Raw genomic sequence first — 18,332 nt, forward strand, 5'->3', positions numbered from 1 at the left:
ATCTTTGACTACAGATTAGGAAAAGGTCAATTACGTATGGCGGAAAAGAAAGAAAGTGGGGAAGGGAGGCATCGGACCTCTGTCCGATTACTTTTGACCCATATCGCTCTCATGGTACTTCTATCGATAGTGATTATTGTAGTTGCATTGATACTACTGGACGTGTACACCCTACACGGCAAATCAACCGTAGTACCCGATGTGCTGGGTAGACCTATTGAAGAGGCTCAGAGCATGTTGAAGAAGCAACATTTGGCTTATGAAATAATTGACTCTATTTACACTAAAGATGCGCTTCCGGGTAGCGTGCAGGACATACAGCCCAAAGTGGGCAGCCGAGTAAAGCCTAATCGCACCATGTTCATAGTGATTAACTCCAATCAGCGTCCACAAGTAGTTATTCCGAGCTTATCGGATATGTCATTACGTCAGGCTGAAGCGACGCTTCAAGGCTTAGGTTTTACACAACTCTATGTAAAGTATATTGCGGGTGAGTATGATAACCTTACGCAAGGAGTAGCCAATTCCGCCGGACAAGTGCTGAGCCCCGGACAACGTGTAGATATCTCTACACCGCTTACGCTCATCGTAACGACCAATAATATTTCAAAGGCTGTAGACTCCACCTCCTTAAGTGTAGATTTGAATACACTACCGGCAGCCCCTTCCTTCCCTACATTGGAAGAAGACACGCTTACAACGGACAAAAACAAAGAGAAGCTTAGTGGCGATGAAACCTGGTGGTGACGAAGATTTTGCTCCCTTTGACGATCTACCCGATGAGGATTTTTCGCTCGATCAAGAGGAGGAAGAGGGCATAACCTCCGGGGAACTCTACGAACACTACCGATTAATTGTAGATAAAGGGCAAGCTCCGCTCCGCATTGATAAGTTCTTAGCGGATAAGATGGAGCATGCTTCTCGCAATCGCATTAGCTTAGCAGCCGATGCTGGGGCTATCTTTGTCGGAGAAGCACCGGTCAAAAGTAACTACAAGGTCAAGCCGGGCGACATAATTACCCTACGTTTAGCACGTCCTCCCCATGAGCATGGTATTGTGGCAGAGAACATACCCATTGAGGTCGTCTACGAGGACGATGATCTCATGGTGGTAAATAAGCCGGCAGGTATGGTTGTACATCCCGGAAATGGCAACTTCACAGGCACTTTGGTCAATGCACTTGCCTACTACTGGAGAGACTTAAAGGGCTATGATCCTAATGACCCCAATGTAGGCTTAGTACATCGTATCGACAAAGACACAAGCGGCTTACTACTGGTGGCAAAGAAGCTGGAAGCAAAGACCTACTTAGCACGGCAATTCTTCGATAAAACGACAGAACGCACCTACTACGCTTTAGTATGGGGTCGCCCCGAACCGACAGAAGGTACTATTGAAGGCAATATTGGCCGTGACCCAAAAGAGCGGACACGTATGGCTGTTTTTCCTCCGGGAAGTGCAGAAGGCAAAGCGGCTATCACACACTATCGGACGATAGAATCACTTTCTTTCGTCACTTTAGTAGCCTGCCGTCTTGAAACGGGGCGTACTCATCAGATTAGAGCTCACTTCAAGCACATCAATCATCCTCTACTTTGCGACGAACGCTACGGAGGGGATAAGATACTTAGGGGAAGACCTACCTCCTCTTATTTGCAATTTGCACATAATGCCATGCAGCTATGTCCGCGGCAAGCCTTACATGCTGCCACATTGGGCTTTACCCATCCGACAACACATGAGTGGATGCAGTTCGACTGCCCTATACCTACCGACATGGCTTCCATGATAGATGCATGGCGCAATTATACCCAATTAACTCTTAAAATATGACAAACGACACATTTCATATAGCTGTCGTGGCCGGTGGATACTCAGGAGAGCGCTCCATCTCTCTACTAAGTGCCGGCACCATCATGCAGCGGCTCAGCAAACAACCGCATATTACCCCACACTTAGTGGTAATTGACCGCAAGGAATGGGTACTCTCTGAAGAGGATAAGCAGTATCCCATAGACAAAAATGACTTTTCCGCACTGCGTTCGACGGGAGAAAAGCTGCATTTCGACTATGCTTTTATAACCATACATGGCACTCCCGGAGAAAATGGTCTGCTTCAAGGGTACTTTGACCTACTGGGTATTCCCTATAACACCGGAGGGGTATTCACAGAGTCCCTCACCTTTAATAAATTTCATTGCAACCGCTACCTCAGCAGTGTAGGTATTCGCACCACACAAGGCCTTCGGATTGAAAAAGGGGAGCAAGTAATGGCCAAGGATATAGTGGCGCAATATGGCTTACCGCTTTTTGTAAAACCAAATTCGGGAGGATCCAGCATAGCAACCACCAAAGTAACAAAAGAGGAAGACCTTGTAAAAGCCATTGAATTAGCCTTTACCGCAGACCATACCGTACTGGTAGAGCAGTTTGTAGCCGGTCGGGAAGTAACGTGCGGTTGCGTTGTATTGCGCGACTCGCTGTATACGCTTCCGCTTAGCGAAGTGGAAGTACCGGCAAATACATTCTTTGACTACAATGCAAAGTATCATGGTGCCAGCCGTGAAATAACACCCGCACAGATCAATCCTGAGATAGCTGAGGAGGTGCAGCGTATAACCCGCTCCGTCGCTCGTAAAATAGATGCGCACGGTATCATTCGCATAGATTACATTATATCCGCATCGGGTGAACCAACGCTTATTGAAGTCAATACGACTCCGGGGATGACCGAAGCAAGCTTTATTCCTCAGCAGGTAGCTGCTGCCGGAAGGGACTTAGGTAATATATTATACACCATCATCAAAGATAGCATACCATTATGAGCTGTATCGATTACGACCACACAACCTTAGAGCGTATCCGTCCCTATAGGGATGAAGAAGTGCCGGAGATCGTTCGTACACTTTTGTCAGATGACGAGTTTAATCAGCTTATGAAAGGGCTTTTTCCTCCTCTGGGAGAGGCTCTGCTTAAGAAGCTGCCCTCTATTCAATCCATCTACTCCTTTAAGTTTGAAATTGTTGCTCCTGTGCTACAGGCTATCGCTAAGCAAACTGCCTTCTCAGTGGATCTGAGCGGGAAGAAAAGAATGGGAGGCGATGTACCGGCGACCTTTATCACCAACCACCGAGACATCATCTTGGATTCAGCCTTTCTCAATCTTCTTTTGAAAGAGGCAAACTATCGGATGCCACGTGTGGCCATAGGCGACAATCTATTGCTTCGCCCCTGGATACGGCATGTTGTGCGTTTAGCTGACTCTGCCATTGTAGAGCGGAGCCTATCGCCCAAAGCATTCTTGACCTCTGCCACGGCATTTTCCTATTTCTTAGCCCAATCCATTTCTGTAGATAAGGCCTCCTTTTGGATTGCGCAGCGTGAAGGACGCGCTAAAGATAACGAAGATACCACACAGCCGGCTATCCTAAAGATGATGACCCTGGGAGGAGAAGGCGCACCCGTAGAGCGATTAAGAACCCTCAACTTAGTACCGGTGTCGATAAGCTATGAGTTTGATCCGTGTGATTACCTCAAGGCAAAGGAGCTTTTAGCACGTGCCACCACAGGAAGCTACACCAAGAGCAAGAATGAAGATATGATCAGTATGCGACAGGGGCTACTCGGGCAAAAGGGACGTGTACACTTTACCATTGGAACTCCGGTAAACACATTCCTTAATACCGGCACATGCGATAATCTATCCGCCAACGAACTTTACCGCACCATAGCAGGCTATATTGACCGTCAGATACATACGCACTATCGCCTTTATCCTAATAATTTCATCGCCGAAGACCTCCTTCAGGCCTCCTGCTACAATTATGGCGAGGGACAGTATAGCGGTCAGGAGCGGAATGACTTTGAAGACTATCTCGCACAACGTGTTGCTTTAGCCAACCTATCGGAAGAGAATGAGCCATTTCTACGCCGCATCATGCTATCCATGTATGCCCGCCCGCTTATCAACTACCGCATGGCGGCCAAGGCAGAGCAGTTATCAAAGGACCTTTAAGGCGGCGCTCACAGAAAGGTTCAGATGTTTGAAATAAAAGGTATAGATAAATGAATTAAAACATCAGAACCTTTCATTGAAAACTTATAGATGTATTTTGGGGGTTAAGAATAGCTCTGCAATATACCACAAATTGAATATCAATAATAGCATCACAGAAATATGAACGAACTATCCATTCAAGAGTGCTATGCAGCACGATTCAGTCATTGCTTTGGCTGTGGTCAATCACATCCCACGGGGCTGCACCTACGAAGTTATTTGGTAGATAATGGGCAAGCAGCTATCTGCCACACCACTCCCCCCGATGAGTATACGGGCGGTGTGCCGGACAACCTCTATGGAGGATTTATTGCTTCGCTTTTTGATTGTCACGGGACTGCTTCAGCCGCAGGATTCTATTTGGTATCAAAAGGCAAACCTCTTGCCCCCGATACCTTAGAGCGCTTTATCACAGCACACTTAGAAGTAGACTTTCTCTCCCCCACTCCAATGGGACAAGAACTGACGCTCAAAGCGACACCTATAGAAGTGACCGATCGTAAGGCCATACTTGAGATGACCCTCAGCGTAGGTGAACGCACGACTGCTCGCGCTAAGATGGTAGCAGTCAAGTGCAAGTTTTAAGCACCCAATCCAATAGTGCAAAATACTCTATTGGGCTATGAGGAAAATGCAACAGCCGACCGCACAATCTTAACTATTCCACAAAGTCGGCAGAATTCTGACCCGTTTTTAATAGGCCACACGATGCTAATTTGTTAGAAAAGTGTACATTTGCGGAAGACAGGTAAGGGAGAATACAATATTTTGCGAAGTACTACTACCGAATATTAGTACTAACATGCAGAGTATTAGACAGTTAGGAGTATGGAAAATATAAACGTTGAGTCACCGACCAAGCATAGAGGTTACTTTTCTTTTATGTTTAATCTCTATAAACATGGCTTTCGCACAATGAGTCGTACCAGTAAAACGCTATGGATTATTGCGCTGATTAAGCTATTTATTATGTTCGCCATACTCAAGCCCTTTTTCTTCCCGAGCGTAATTGCGGAGCAGGGGGATCGCTCTGCACAAACAGAATATGTAGTAGAGCAGCTTACCAAGGACTAAAAGCCCCTGAAAGAGAAGCTGCCGTAAGAGGTAAAGAAATATAAATATAATACTACAATAATTATGGAAATGACTGCTTTACTCAATTGGTCGCGAGCCCAGTTTGCACTCACTGCATGCTATCACTGGCTCTTTGTTCCACTGACATTAGGCTTAGGTGTCATCATGGCTATTGCGGAGACCATCTACTTCCGCACCAATAAGCAGGAGTGGATGCGCTGGGCTAAGTTTTGGCAAAAGCTCTTCGGAATCAACTTTGCCATTGGCGTCGCTACAGGTATTATTTTGGAATTTGAATTTGGTACTAACTGGTCAAACTACAGCTTCCTGGTAGGGGATATCTTTGGAGCACCCCTTGCCATAGAGGGCATTTTAGCCTTCTTCATGGAGGCAACTTTTATTGCCGTAATGTTCTTCGGCTGGGATCGCGTATCGAAAAAGTTCCACTTAGCTTCCACTTGGCTGACTATTATAGGGGCTACCATATCGGCTGTATGGATTTTGGTGGCTAATAGCTGGATGCAGGATCCGCAAGGCACTGTATTCAACCCGGATACAGTACGAAGCGAGATGAGTGATTTCTGGGCAGTGGCCTTTTCCTCTACAGCGGTCAATAAATTCTGGCATACGGTATCTTCTGCATGGCTTTTAGGTAGTATTTTTGCATTAGCTATTTGTGCTATTTACCTGCTACGCAAAGACAACAAACATTATGCCTTTGCTTTTGCAAATGCAAAAATGATTGCACCATTCGGTATTGTGGCTGCCCTATTAACTGCCGTTACAGGTGATACGAGTGGCAATAATACAGCCCAACGTCAGCCTATGAAACTGGCTGCTATGGAGGCTCTATACGAAGGGGGCGAATGCACACCTGACGGCAAAACAGCCGACGGGAAAGGTGCTGCCCTAAGTATTTTTGGAGTGATTGATGGAAGTAAAACAACGCCCCTGAGTACCGAAAGTGCAGATCCTTTCTACTTCAACTTTAAAATGCCGCATATGCTCTCCTTCTTGGCTACGCGCTCAATGGACGGCTATGTACCGGGCATCAACAATATTCTTCGCGGTGACTACTATCTACAGGACGGCACGAAGGCACTTTCTGCAGAAGAAAAGATGGAGCGTGGGCGCATCGCTATAGGCGCACTCAAGGCTTATCACGAAGCTAAAGCCGAGGGCAACGAGACAGTACAAAACGAGCAGCGTGCCCTTATAGAGGAGTACTTCCCCTATTTTGGATATGGATATGTACAGAATGTAGAGGATCTCGTACCCAATGTAAAAGTTAATTACTATGCCTTCCGTATAATGGTAGGCTGTGGGATGCTCTTTATCCTGCTCTTTATTGTAGTGACCATCATGGTCTTCAACAAAAAGAACAAGACGCTTTACACAAATGCTCGCTGGCTACACGTAATAACCATTATTTGCTTACCACTGGTTTACCTGGCAAGCCAATCCGGATGGATTGTAGCTGAGATGGGGCGTCAACCTTGGGCTATACAAGATATTCTGCCACTTAATGCAGCGGTATCCGATGTCAGTGCATCAAGTGTAATGACCACCTTCGTAATGTTTGCTATTCTCTTTACTGTTCTACTGATTGCAGAGATCAATATTATGATCAAAGCCATCAAGGCAGGACCAAAGGGACACGATACAGAAGGCATGAATTCAGCTCACGCCGATAAATAGAAAACCACGCTAAGACATATAGAAGAAAAAAAATGGATTACACGATGTTACAACAATATTGGTGGCTGGTAGTATCCCTACTGGCAGCCTTGCTGGTCTTCCTGCTATTTGTTCAAGGTGGACAGACATTCATCTTTCGCTCACGAAAAGATGCTACACTTCAGAAGATGCTGATCAACTCAACCGGTCGTAAGTGGGAATTTACACTCACCACGCTGGTTACCTTCGGAGGTGCTTTCTTTGCTTCATTTCCACTCTTCTACTCCACTTCGTTTGGTGGAGCCTATTGGGTATGGATACTGATTTGCCTACTCTTCGTACTACAGGCAGTATCCTATGAATACCAATCAAAGCATGGTAATGTATGGGGTAAGAAAACTTTCCACTGCTTTTTAATGATCAACGGTATCTTGGCCCCCATCCTTTTGGGAGCAGCCGTATCTACACTCTTCACGGGAGGCAACTTTATTGTAGACAAATCCAATATATACAACTTTGAAGGCGCAGGACGCTTTATATCCTCTTGGCAACCCTATGCAGGCGTACAGCTACACGGCTTGGAAGCTGTATTGAATCCATGGAATGTAGTCTTGGGATTAGCTGTGCTTTTCTTAGCCCGCATTACGGCACTACTCTATTTCATCAACAATATAGATGATGAAGTGGCACAGAAGAAAGCACGCAAATCACTTCCTATCAATGCCCTCGTCTTCGTGGTACTCTTTGTGGCTTATGTAGTATTCCTCATGCTCTCTACGGGCTTGAGATACGATCCCGCAACGAACCTCTTTACTGAAGAGAAGTACCTCTACTGGAATAACTTCATGCAGATGCCCATCGTGCTCATCATCTTCTTGGTCGGTGTGCTGCTTGTACTGTATGGCATAGGGGTTACGATCTTTAAGAAAGGCTATCGCAAGGGTATTTGGTTTGAAGGAGTCGGGGTTGTACTTGCTGTATTGGGGCTTATGCTAATAGCCGGATGGAACAACACAGCTTACTATCCTTCGCTTGCCGATGCACAAAGCTCCCTCTGCTTAGCAAATAGCTCCAGCAGCCCCTACACACTAAAGGTAATGACAATTGTATCTATTCTCGTACCTTTTGTAGTTGCTTATATTTGGTACTGCTGGCGGGCCATTGATATACGACGCATTACGCGGAAAGAGATTGAGAACGAGGACCGCACTACCTATTGATTGATCCTATTTCGAGGCGCTCAATTTAGGTAACCTGCTTGAGAGCGTTTCGTAAGCTATGCTGTGCTTTATCTTTTGCAGATAAGGCACAGCTTTTTTTTTATGGTCTCTGCATTACCGCTATTTATTTGAAAGTTTTTTCTATCTTTGTAACAGCAAGGGCAGAACCGCTATTCAAATAAACAGACTTCCCTCAATTCATTCTTTTGTATATGAGGTGTTAAAAGGGAAAGGCAGTTTCTATGTAGATAGTATTTATCGCATTAGGAGAGAGAGGAATACGTGGTGCTCAGAGCCCTTTGTTTATACCCAATATAGCTAACAAATGCCCCCATTTCATGGGAAAAGCAGAAAGAACAAATGCCAAAGTACAAATTATTTGATTTAGATAGCAAGTCGAAGGAAGAGCTTGTAGCAATCGCCCAAGAAATGGGCATTGAAGAGATTCCCGAAGAGCCGCGCGATATTGTATATCTTATTTTAGATCGCCAAGCGGCTTATGAAGCTACCAGCAAGACTATTAAGGACATCAATAAAAAACGGGCCGGCAACGAACCGGCGAAGCGTAAGGGAACACCCCGCACACGCAAAACAACGGAAATAACCAATAGAGAAAAAGTAGCAACTACTGTGAATAAACGCCCCGCTCGAAAGCTGGATGATGCTGATACAAAAGAGAAGACGGATAAAGATAAACCAATTGCCTCCAAAGAAGCAACTGCTAAGCCTAAGCATCCCGCACTCTTAGACGATAGCCAAGAAGCTACGCAGCCTCAAGGGAAAGGGAATAGGGAACACACCTCCGATATTATCTCCGATTTAGATGATGCAATAGGCGATATGCATTCACAGCAAGCTAAGGATCGCCGCAACTCCTCGAGCAGTACAAGTGCTTTAGATGCTGTTGTGAGTGATTTGGACGAAGTAATAGGCACGCTCCATGCTGCGAAGAAAGGAGAAGATTCCTTCCGTCATCCTGCCATTGTGGAAGAACCTGTCGCTAACAATAAGCCGGGCAGCACTTTATCGGAAGTAATCACCGACTTGTCAAGCCAAAGCATTGACATTCAGAAGGAGGCTTATGAGGCAGATAGTGCAAAATCACTCAACTCAGTTGTATCTGACTTAAATGAAGTATTGCCGGAAATGCGAAAGACCAATACAACGACCGGCAAAACGAAGATGACATTTTTGCACGATGAGGAGAGCGATACTCTACTTGATAGCATGCTCCCGAAGCGTTCCTCTGAAGAGAAAGACAAGAAACGTACGCCGTCAAAGAGCAAAAAAGAGGAGAAGACTAAACCTTACGACTTCAAAGGTGTACTTCCCGTTACCGGTGTATTAGAGGTAATACAAGAGGGCTACGGCTTCCTCCGCAGCTCAGACTTTAACTATCTACCTTCGCCTGATGACGTTTATCTATCGGCACAGCAGATTAAAAACTTTTCTCTTAAAACCGGCGACGTGGTAGAAGGAACCATTGTACCTCCCCGTGAAGGCGAAAAATACTTTCCGTTTTCACAACTGAAGAGTATCAATGGACGCACCCTACACGAAGTACAAGACAGAGTGCAGTTCGATCACTTGACTCCGCTCTTTCCGCAAGAGAAATTCAAGTTGGAGACGCTCAATATACCCACTATCTATGATCCGATAGCCATGCGTATTGTCGATCTCTTTTGCCCTATTGGCAAGGGACAACGCGGGCTTATCGTATCACAGCCAAAGACAGGTAAAACGATCCTCCTGAAGGATATTGCCAACGCTATCGCTGCGAACCATCCGGAAGTGTATGAGATTGTACTTCTTATCGACGAGCGTCCTGAAGAGGTAACAGATATGTCGCGCAATGTAGATGCAGAGGTTATTGCTTCCACCTTCGATGAACCGGCAGAGCGTCACGTTAAAATAGCTGAGATTGTACTCAGTAAGGCGAAGCGTATGGTAGAGTGTGGTCACGATGTAGTGATTCTTTTGGACTCTATTACCCGTTTGTCACGTGCCTACAATACGATTCAACCGGCCAGCGGCAAGGTACTTTCCGGTGGTGTAGATGCTAATGCATTGCAAAAGCCCAAACGCTTCTTCGGAGCTGCTCGTAATATTGAGAACGGAGGTAGCTTGACTATCCTTGCTACTGCACTTACCGATACCGGATCTAAGATGGACGAAGTGATCTTTGAAGAGTTCAAAGGGACCGGCAATATGGAGCTACAGTTGGATCGCCGCCTTGCTAATAAACGCATCTTCCCGGCTATTGATATCATGAGCAGTAGTACTCGACGAGACGATCTGTTATTGGATGAGATCACCCTGAATAGGATGTGGATTCTGCGCAAGTATCTTAGTGAGATGAACGTGATAGAAGCCATGGAATTTGTGAAGGAACGCTTTGATGCGACCGAGTCCAACTTGGAGTTCCTTGCTTCGATGAATAGCTAATCCATCATATATTAAGGCGTGCAGCCCTCTGACTGCACGCCTTTTTTTTAACCGATGACGCACACTTCGGACCTTATAGAGCTAATAGCTGATAAGTTTTCCTCTAAGCATTTACTCAAATGGCTCAATCCTAATACGGGTAAATGGGAGCAAATGTGCGGACAAGCCTTCAGCCAAGCAGCTATAGATGCAGCAAAAGCACTGGTAGGCTGCGGCATCGCTCCGGGAGAGCGGGTAGGCATCTATAGCCCTAATATGCGAGAGGCTATGTTTACTGAGTTAGGGATATTTGCTGCAAGGGCTGTTTCAGTTCCTTTATATGCCACTTGTTCTCCGGATCAAGTGGCTTTTATTGCAAAGAAAAGTTCCTTTAGAACCCTATTTGTCGGGCAACAATATCAGTACAACAATGCTTATGAGGTACAGCGTGAGCAAAATCTCTTTGACCGTATTATCATATATGACCGCAAAGTAGTTAAGCAGTTCAACGATCACACTTCGCTCTATTACGATGAATTCATTCGGATGGGAGACTCAATGCGTAATGAGACGTTGGTGAAAGAACGGCATGGAGAGGCTCTTCCTTCAGACCTCGCTCTACTTATTTACACAAGTGGCACGTCGGGCGAACCCAAAGGGGTACAGGTATTGCACAGTCAGATCTTAAAGCAGATTGAGAATCACCACCGTTTATATCCCTTTATTACCGCTTCGGATACTAGTGTAGATGTACTCCCTCTCAGTCATATCTTTGAAAAGATCTGGTTTTATTTCTGTCTATCACAAGGGGTACGCACAGCGATTGTAAGCGATCCAAGGAGCATTATTGAGTTAATGCCGCAGATTCGTCCTACGCTGATGTGTAATGTACCACGCTATTGGGAGAAGATTTATCGGGCTGTTCGTGCCCATATTGAGCAGAGTACGCCTTTCATGCGTTGGCTCTATAAATGCGCCATAAGAACAGGGGAGCGCTTTCACTTTGACTATTACAACAAGGGCGTACATGCCCCCATATGGATTTCCCTTCCGTATTGGCTCTACGCACACACTATCTTTATGGCGCTAAAGCGCTTTATAGGCATTGATCACGGCAGATTCTTTCCCACTGCCGGGGCAGAGCTGAATGATGAGATCAATCACTTTTTACAATCGGTGGGGATACCCATTATTATCGGCTATGGACTTTCAGAGAGCTGTGCCACCGTATCGGCTTATCCGCGCAGAGGGTTCATACCCGGCTCAATAGGTCAGATCATTCCCGGGTTAGAGGTACGCATTGATCCGGAGACTCAGGAGATCCAGCTCCGCGGTGAAACCATAACGCCCGGCTACTTTGATAATCCGGAGGCCAATAAGGAGGCTTTTACGGAGGATGGTTGGTTTCGCACGGGGGATGCAGGACGCAAGGAGGGCGATACACTTTTCTTTATAGAGCGACTCAAAGACCTGTACAAAACAGCTAATGGGAAGTATATTGCACCGCAACAGATAGAAAATCTTCTCACGGCAGATCCCTACTTATTAGAGGTTGCTGTCATTGCCGATAGGCATCGCTTCGTAAGTGCCCTCATATACCCTGACTGGCAGCTCCTCAAGGAGAAGGCCGTAGCGCACGGCATAGTAGACAATCAGATTAGTATCGACGAGATGGCGAATCGGGCGGATATAAACCGCTTTCTCATGTCGCATATTGAATTGCTACAGACTAGCCTGGCCTCTTTTGAGAAGATCAAGCGTATCTCACTACTCAAAGCACCTTTCTCTGTAGAAAGAGGCGAATTGACCCACACAGGCAAGCTCCGGAGAAAGCAAATCAACACAAATTATGCCTTACAAATTGCGGATATGTACCGTGAAGGCGACGAACAATAATATCAATCATTTAGATCGGACAATCAGAAAAAAGTATGATTACAACAGACCAGCTCAATGACCTGCTGGAGCGCACCGAAGCGCTGGGGAGGTATCTTTGACATCGACCAAAAGAAAATCCAACTAACAGAAGAAGAACTCAAAACACAAGACCCCGATTTCTGGAGTGACTCCAAAGCTGCCGAGCAGCAAATGCGCAAAGTAAAGGAGCTTAAAAGGTGGATTGACGGCTTTAGCTCCGTTTCTTCAAAAGCCGAAGAGCTACGCTTATCCTATGAATACTTCAAAGAGGGCATTATAGAGGAGAGCGAAGTGGATGAAGCTTATTCGGTTGCGCTTCGTGAGATAGAGGACTTGGAGATAGCCAATATGCTTCAAGCCGAGGAGGATCGCTTAGGAGCTGTACTGAAAGTAAATAGCGGGGCCGGTGGTACCGAGAGTCAGGACTGGGCTTCCATGCTGGTGCGCCTCTACCAAAGGTGGGCTGAACGCAAGGGATTTAAGGTAACCATTACCAACTGGCAGGATGGCGATGAGGCAGGCGTTAAAACAGTAACGATGCAGATTGAGGGAGACTCCGTATATGGCTTCCTAAAAGGCGAGAATGGCGTACATCGCTTGGTACGGGTATCGCCTTACAATGCACAGGGCAAGCGAATGACCTCCTTTGCAAGTGTTTTCGTTGTGCCACTGGTTGATGATACCATCCATATTGAAGTCAATCCGGCACAACTTTCATGGGATACATTCCGTTCAAGTGGAGCGGGAGGACAGAATGTGAATAAGGTGGAGACGGGAGTACGTTTGCACTATATGTACAAAGATCCCGACACGGGCGAAGAGGAGGAAATCGTGATTGAGAATACCGAGAGCCGCTCGCAGTTGGATAACCGAGAGAATGCGTTGCGCCTGCTTCGTTCACAACTCTATGACCGTGCTTTGGAAAAGAAGCGTGCAGCACAATCTGAGATTGAAGCCGGTAAAAAGAAGATTGAGTGGGGAAGCCAAATAAGAAGCTATGTATTTGACGATAGGCGAGTCAAAGACCACCGCACCGGCTACCAGACAAGCAATGTAAACGCTGTAATGGATGGAGAGATTGACGACTTCCTAAAGGCCTATTTGATGGAATTCGGTGCCACTAATACCAATCCGTAAAAAGGCTACACATCATAGTCAGGAGCTACAGCATTCAATCGAAAGTAGTACAAAGCATTGGCGCCTCCGTGTGCAAAAGTGTGTAAGTAGTTTACTACTTGCACACTTTCTTTTTATACACTTGTGGGGAGCCGCTCATATGTTCTGATCTTTTTCGCAAAACATCAGAACCTTTCAAATGAAACATCTGTACCTTTTACACAAAACATCTCTATCTTTTACCCACCGATTAAATAAGGATTGTGCGACGGTCGGATTGGGGGTTGAGGAGTACGGCATGCTTGACTTCTTTAGTCCGCACCTAGTGTATTGACACTACCGAAGCAGGCTAAATTAGGTCCGAATGAAAATATTTTTTCTTGGCGAAGAAAAAATATTTTGTTGGCGAAGAAATTTCCGTTTGTTCACGAGGAATTTTTCCGCAGCTCCGTACTACTTTTTACTTTATTCGTATACCTCGTTGGATAGATTTGTAGATAACGCTACTTACTCCCCTACCCTTAGGCTTTTTTCCTCGCTATTAGAAGAGTGAATAACCCTATCATGAGCCGAAAAATAAGGCACCATTGTGTGGGCACACATGATAAATGCGTACCTTTGTCCGGAAATATGTAGAAGAAACAAGAGGATGAAAATCAACTTTATAGAGGAATTGAAGCAGCGCGGTATGCTGCATCAGGTCATGCCCGGTGCGGAGGAGCTGCTCAACAAAGAGGTAACCACCGCCTATGTAGGGATTGACCCGACAGCAGACTCATTGCATATCGGTCACTTGGTCAGCGTAATGATGCTGCGCCACTTACAACGTGCCGGACACCGTCCTATAGCTGTATTGGGAGGCGCTACCGGTATGATTGGGGACCCCTCCATGAAAAGCAAAGAACGCAATCTGCTTGACTTAGACACGCTCCGCCACAATCAGCAAGCTATTGCCGCTCAATTGGAGCGTTTCTTAGACTTTGATACAAAGTCCGCTACAGGTGCTAAACTACTCAACAATTACGATTGGATGCACGAGTGGTCTTTCCTCGACTTTATTCGCGATATTGGAAAGCATATCACCGTCAATTACATGATGGCAAAGGACTCTGTACAGCGCCGATTGGATGGTAGCGCAGCAGGTCTTTCCTTTACTGAGTTCTCGTATCAGCTTCTACAGGGCTACGACTTTTTACACCTCTACCGGACGGAAGGCTGTAAATTACAGATGGGAGGCTCGGATCAATGGGGAAACATTACAACAGGCACCGAACTGATCCGTCGTATTGACCAAGGCGATGCCTTTGGCATTACTTGTCCGCTCATTACCAAGGCGGACGGCGGCAAGTTTGGGAAGACGGAGAGTGGCAACGTATGGCTCGACAGTCGCTACACATCTCCTTACAGCTTCTATCAATTCTGGATTAATACGGGTGACGATGAGGCTTACCGCTACATTAAGATCTTCACTGAATTAGGAATTGACGAAATAGAGGCACTGCACAAAGAGCACTTAGAAGCTCCCCACAAGCGTCTGCTACAGCAACGTTTGGCACAGGAGATAACGACTATGGTGCATGGGGCCGATGCAGTGGAGACAGCCGAAAGTGCAGCCCGCATACTCTTTGGGCAAGATACGCATGCAGCACTAATGGCTCTTGATGAGGCTACCCTGTTGGAAGTAATGGAGGGCGTACCTACTTACAACGTGGCACGTAGCACTATTGAGGCTCAGACACCGGTAGTTGATCTACTTGCCGAGAGCGGTGTATTTGCCTCTAAGGGAGAAGTACGCAAGCTCATCACGGCCGGTGGCTTAAGCATCAATAAAGAGAAGGTGACCGATCCACAAGCAACGGTTACCCCCGAGATGCTGGTAAGCGGCAAGTACCTACTTGTCCAACGCGGTAAGAAGAATTACTATTTGCTCATTGCCGAGTAAGTGCTTATAACCGTTGTCATTGTCAACTATAAAGTAAAGTACTTTGTAAGTCAAGCCATTGAGGCGCTTCGCATAGCGTCCGAGGGCTTAGACTGCGCTACCTATGTAGTGGACAATGCCTCAGAAGATGGCTCCGTGGAGTATCTGCGTAAGCGCTTCCCTGAAATAAATATTATCGCAAACAAAGCCAATGTAGGCTTTGCAAAAGCAAATAACCAAGCAGTACGCACTTCACAAAGTAAGTACGTACTGCTACTGAATCCGGATACCCTAATAGGGAGAGACACCCTTCAGCAAGTGCTTCGCCATATGGAGTCACATCCCGAAGTGGGAGCTGTAGGCGTCAAAATGCACGATGCCCAAGGCAACTTTCTGCCGGAGAGTAAAAGGGGAAGCGTATCGCTATGGAGTTGTGCCTGCCGTTTTAGTGGATTATCCCGACTATTTCCCCATTCGCGCCTTTTCAATGCTTACTACATGGGATGGCTTAATCCGACAGAACCCCACTCAGTAGGGTTGCTCGCCGGTGCCTTTATGATGCTGAGGCGGGACGCCTTCGAAGAGGTGGGATTGCTCGATGAACGATATTTCATGTATGGCGAGGATATTGACCTCAGCTATAGTCTGCGCCAAAAGGGGTACAGATGCGATTACCTTCCTGTGCCCCTACTGCATTACAAGGGAGAGAGTGAAGCGGCTTCCGGTGATCCGACCCGATACCGACATGCCTTCTTTGGTGCCATGCAACTCTTCTACGAAAAGTATCATCCCCACAATAAGTTAGGTCAGTGGATTATTGGCCGGGCAGCTGCTATACTCGCACATCGCCATGCCAAACAAACCAAAGAGCCTGCCCATGCACACAAACGCACTTTGGACGACCTCAACTTGCTTTCAATCGACCTATCACAGGCAACCAAGGACAGCTTGCCCCATAACCGCAACTTGTTGGTAACACTCTCAGCCGATACATACGACAAATTTCTCGCTCTACTCAGTGAAAGCGAAGGGTTGGGTTGCACCTTTTACACACTCCACAAAGACGATGGCTATATACTTGGCCCCGGAGGGGTGTGGCACATCTGAATAAATACTGCCGACGCTTGCATTAGGACGACACCATCAACCTTTGCAAAGCACGCCTTTTTACCCTACTTAAGGCTTATATCCTAAGAAAACCCTGCAGAATTACACTATTTTCTTTATCTTTGTGAAGCAAGAAGTGAACTTCAATTTAAGGAGTAACCATGGCAAGAATACTGATCATAGGCGCAGGGGGTGTTGGTACCGTTGTAGCCAAGAAAGTGGCTCAGAACCACGATGTCTTTACCAACATCATGCTCGCGAGCCGTACTAAATCCAAATGCGACAAGATAGCTTCCGAAATAAAGGAGGTAAAGATCGAAACTGCTCAGGTAGATGCTGATAATGTAAGTGAACTTGTGGCACTCTTTACACAGTGGAAGCCGGACTTGGTTATCAACGTTGCACTGCCCTATCAGGACCTAACCATAATGGAAGCTTGTCTGGAGGCGAAATGCAACTACTTAGATACCGCAAACTATGAGCCACGTGATGAAGCTAAATATCAATACAGCTGGCAATGGGCTTATCATGACCGCTTTAAAGAAGCCGGACTCATGGCTATACTTGGGTGCGGATTTGACCCGGGCGTAACCAGTGTTTTCACCGCCTATGCGGCAAAGCATCACTTCGATGAGATGCATTATCTCGATATCGTGGACTGCAACGGAGGAGATCACCACAAGGCTTTTGCCACTAACTTCAATCCGGAAATCAATATCCGCGAGATTACCCAGAAAGGAAAATACTATCAAGACGGAGAATGGCACGAAACAGAGCCACAGGAGATACACAAAACGCTACACTATCCTGGAGTAGGACCCCGTGAAAGCTACCTGTTGTACCACGAAGAGCTCGAATCTCTTGTAAAGAACTATCCAACCCTGCGTAGAGCACGCTTTTGGATGACCTTCAGCGAAGAGTACCTAACCCATTTGCGCGTTATCCAGAATATAGGTATGGCAGGCATTGAGCCTATCAACTATAATGGGATGGAGATTGTGCCTATACAGTTCCTCAAAGCCGTATTACCCAACCCACAAGACCTCGGACACGACTATACAGGAGAAACTTCTATCGGTTGCCGCATTCGGGGTATAAAAGATGGGAAAGAGCGCACCTACTATATTTGGAATAACTGTAGCCACCAAGCTGCATATCGCGAAACAGGTACCCAGGGAGTGAGCTATACCACGGGAGTACCCGCTACAACCGGAGCCTTAATGTTTGCTAAGGGGCTTTGGAAGGGTGCCGGAGTGTTCAATGTAGAAGAATTCGATCCCGATCCGTTCCTTGAAGAACTTGCCAAACAGGGGCTTCCATGGCATGAAACAATTGATGCCGATATAGAATTTGAGAAGTAACCCTCGCCTTTAGAGCCGTTTCTTCCGAAAGAGCGGCATGATCCCTCTGCTTGAGAGATACTTTGTAGTTAACGATACGAATTATTCCGCCTCCGAAGCACGACTTGAGTAGCGCAGCTTCGGGGGCGTTTGCGTATTTCAGGGGGGCGTCTACATATTTCTAGGGGGGCGTCTACGTATTTCAGGGGGCGTCTACGTATTTCAGGGGGCGTCTACGTATTTCTAGGGGAGGGCGTCTATGTATTATAAATACTACTCATTGCTTTTTGCACGCTTCACGATAGAATTCGTGCATCCCCTTCACCCAACTTGGGAGCATCATATCCAAAGCTTTAAGAAAACATGCGCGCAAGAAGTAAATAGTCACCAAGTATTTACCTTCTAACGCTCTTGTATATGCAAGGAATTTAGTGTACTAAACATCTTTTGTACACTACTTCTTTGCAGAGCTCACCTA

At 46.3% G+C, this 18,332-nt stretch carries 14 protein-coding genes; all 14 read left to right on the forward strand.

What is annotated here, in order from left to right; all coding sequences use genetic code 11:
* The first annotated feature begins 36 nt into the window (after positions 1 to 36).
* Positions 37 to 747 (forward strand): PASTA domain-containing protein, encoded by a 711-nt coding sequence (locus ACLWMH_RS06905; RefSeq protein WP_411915965.1) that lies wholly within the window; start codon positions 37 to 39, stop codon positions 745 to 747.
* On the forward strand, positions 731 to 1,834 hold the full coding sequence (locus ACLWMH_RS06910; RefSeq protein WP_411915966.1) for an RluA family pseudouridine synthase: 1,104 nt from the start codon (positions 731 to 733) through the stop codon (positions 1,832 to 1,834). Before ACLWMH_RS06905 ends, ACLWMH_RS06910 begins: the two co-directional genes overlap by 17 nt.
* Positions 1,831 to 2,826 (forward strand): D-alanine--D-alanine ligase, encoded by a 996-nt coding sequence (locus ACLWMH_RS06915; protein WP_411915967.1) that lies wholly within the window; start codon positions 1,831 to 1,833, stop codon positions 2,824 to 2,826. The genes ACLWMH_RS06910 and ACLWMH_RS06915 overlap by 4 nt, the downstream gene beginning before the upstream one ends.
* Positions 2,823 to 4,016 carry an acyltransferase gene (locus ACLWMH_RS06920; RefSeq protein WP_411915968.1) on the forward strand — a complete coding sequence of 398 codons (1,194 nt, stop codon included), beginning with the start codon at positions 2,823 to 2,825 and terminating at the stop codon, positions 4,014 to 4,016. Before ACLWMH_RS06915 ends, ACLWMH_RS06920 begins: the two co-directional genes overlap by 4 nt.
* A gap of 162 nt (positions 4,017 to 4,178) precedes the next feature.
* Positions 4,179 to 4,643 carry a PaaI family thioesterase gene (locus ACLWMH_RS06925; protein WP_411915969.1) on the forward strand — a complete coding sequence of 155 codons (465 nt, stop codon included), beginning with the start codon at positions 4,179 to 4,181 and terminating at the stop codon, positions 4,641 to 4,643.
* A 243-nt stretch (positions 4,644 to 4,886) separates the two neighbouring features.
* On the forward strand, positions 4,887 to 5,132 hold the full coding sequence (locus ACLWMH_RS06930; protein ID WP_411915970.1) for a DUF4492 domain-containing protein: 246 nt from the start codon (positions 4,887 to 4,889) through the stop codon (positions 5,130 to 5,132).
* Between the two features lie 63 nt (positions 5,133 to 5,195).
* Complete coding sequence (locus ACLWMH_RS06935; RefSeq protein ID WP_411915971.1) at positions 5,196 to 6,830, forward strand: cytochrome ubiquinol oxidase subunit I; 1,635 nt, start codon at positions 5,196 to 5,198, stop codon at positions 6,828 to 6,830.
* A 32-nt stretch (positions 6,831 to 6,862) separates the two neighbouring features.
* Positions 6,863 to 8,029: a cytochrome d ubiquinol oxidase subunit II gene (locus ACLWMH_RS06940; protein WP_411915972.1), complete on the forward strand. Its 1,167-nt coding sequence runs from the start codon at positions 6,863 to 6,865 to the stop codon at positions 8,027 to 8,029.
* A gap of 360 nt (positions 8,030 to 8,389) precedes the next feature.
* Positions 8,390 to 10,474, forward strand: coding sequence for a transcription termination factor Rho (gene rho / locus ACLWMH_RS06945; RefSeq protein ID WP_411915973.1), 2,085 nt, complete (start codon positions 8,390 to 8,392; stop codon positions 10,472 to 10,474).
* Positions 10,475 to 10,528: 54 nt separating this feature from the next.
* On the forward strand, positions 10,529 to 12,349 hold the full coding sequence (locus ACLWMH_RS06950; protein WP_411915974.1) for an AMP-dependent synthetase/ligase: 1,821 nt from the start codon (positions 10,529 to 10,531) through the stop codon (positions 12,347 to 12,349).
* A gap of 35 nt (positions 12,350 to 12,384) precedes the next feature.
* Positions 12,385 to 13,507 (forward strand): peptide chain release factor 2 gene (gene prfB, locus ACLWMH_RS06955; protein WP_411915975.1). Its coding sequence is split into 2 segments (ribosomal slippage): positions 12,385 to 12,447 and positions 12,449 to 13,507, totalling 1,122 coding nucleotides; the frame shifts between segments, so codons are not numbered across the junction.
* Positions 13,508 to 14,141: 634 nt separating this feature from the next.
* The gene (gene tyrS / locus ACLWMH_RS06960) at positions 14,142 to 15,428 is read left to right on the forward strand and encodes a tyrosine--tRNA ligase (RefSeq protein WP_411916245.1); all 1,287 of its coding nucleotides are present in this window, start codon (positions 14,142 to 14,144) and stop codon (positions 15,426 to 15,428) included.
* On the forward strand, positions 15,429 to 16,514 hold the full coding sequence (locus tag ACLWMH_RS06965; protein WP_411915976.1) for a glycosyltransferase family 2 protein: 1,086 nt from the start codon (positions 15,429 to 15,431) through the stop codon (positions 16,512 to 16,514). It abuts the gene before it with no gap.
* 161 nt (positions 16,515 to 16,675) lie between these two features.
* The gene (locus ACLWMH_RS06970) at positions 16,676 to 17,875 is read left to right on the forward strand and encodes a saccharopine dehydrogenase C-terminal domain-containing protein (RefSeq protein ID WP_411915977.1); all 1,200 of its coding nucleotides are present in this window, start codon (positions 16,676 to 16,678) and stop codon (positions 17,873 to 17,875) included.
* The last annotated feature ends 457 nt before the right edge of the window (positions 17,876 to 18,332 follow it).

This window comes from Porphyromonas miyakawae (assembly GCF_045865415.1).
GTDB lineage: Bacteria > Bacteroidota > Bacteroidia > Bacteroidales > Porphyromonadaceae > Porphyromonas > Porphyromonas miyakawae.

Excerpts from the sequence above, each read along its gene's own strand:
- rho (WP_411915973.1), top strand. The coding sequence starts at position 8,390 with ATGCCAAAGTACAAATTATTTGATTTAGATAGCAAGTCGAAGGAAGAG.
- ACLWMH_RS06920 (WP_411915968.1), top strand. The coding sequence starts at position 2,823 with ATGAGCTGTATCGATTACGACCACACAACCTTAGAGCGTATCCGTCCC.
- ACLWMH_RS06905 (WP_411915965.1), top strand. The coding sequence starts at position 37 with ATGGCGGAAAAGAAAGAAAGTGGGGAAGGGAGGCATCGGACCTCTGTC.
- ACLWMH_RS06935 (WP_411915971.1), top strand. The coding sequence starts at position 5,196 with ATGGAAATGACTGCTTTACTCAATTGGTCGCGAGCCCAGTTTGCACTC.
- ACLWMH_RS06950 (WP_411915974.1), top strand. The coding sequence starts at position 10,529 with ATGACGCACACTTCGGACCTTATAGAGCTAATAGCTGATAAGTTTTCC.
- ACLWMH_RS06910 (WP_411915966.1), top strand. The coding sequence starts at position 731 with ATGAAACCTGGTGGTGACGAAGATTTTGCTCCCTTTGACGATCTACCC.
- ACLWMH_RS06925 (WP_411915969.1), top strand. The coding sequence starts at position 4,179 with ATGAACGAACTATCCATTCAAGAGTGCTATGCAGCACGATTCAGTCAT.
- ACLWMH_RS06930 (WP_411915970.1), top strand. The coding sequence starts at position 4,887 with ATGGAAAATATAAACGTTGAGTCACCGACCAAGCATAGAGGTTACTTT.
- ACLWMH_RS06915 (WP_411915967.1), top strand. The coding sequence starts at position 1,831 with ATGACAAACGACACATTTCATATAGCTGTCGTGGCCGGTGGATACTCA.
- ACLWMH_RS06940 (WP_411915972.1), top strand. The coding sequence starts at position 6,863 with ATGGATTACACGATGTTACAACAATATTGGTGGCTGGTAGTATCCCTA.
- ACLWMH_RS06970 (WP_411915977.1), top strand. The coding sequence starts at position 16,676 with ATGGCAAGAATACTGATCATAGGCGCAGGGGGTGTTGGTACCGTTGTA.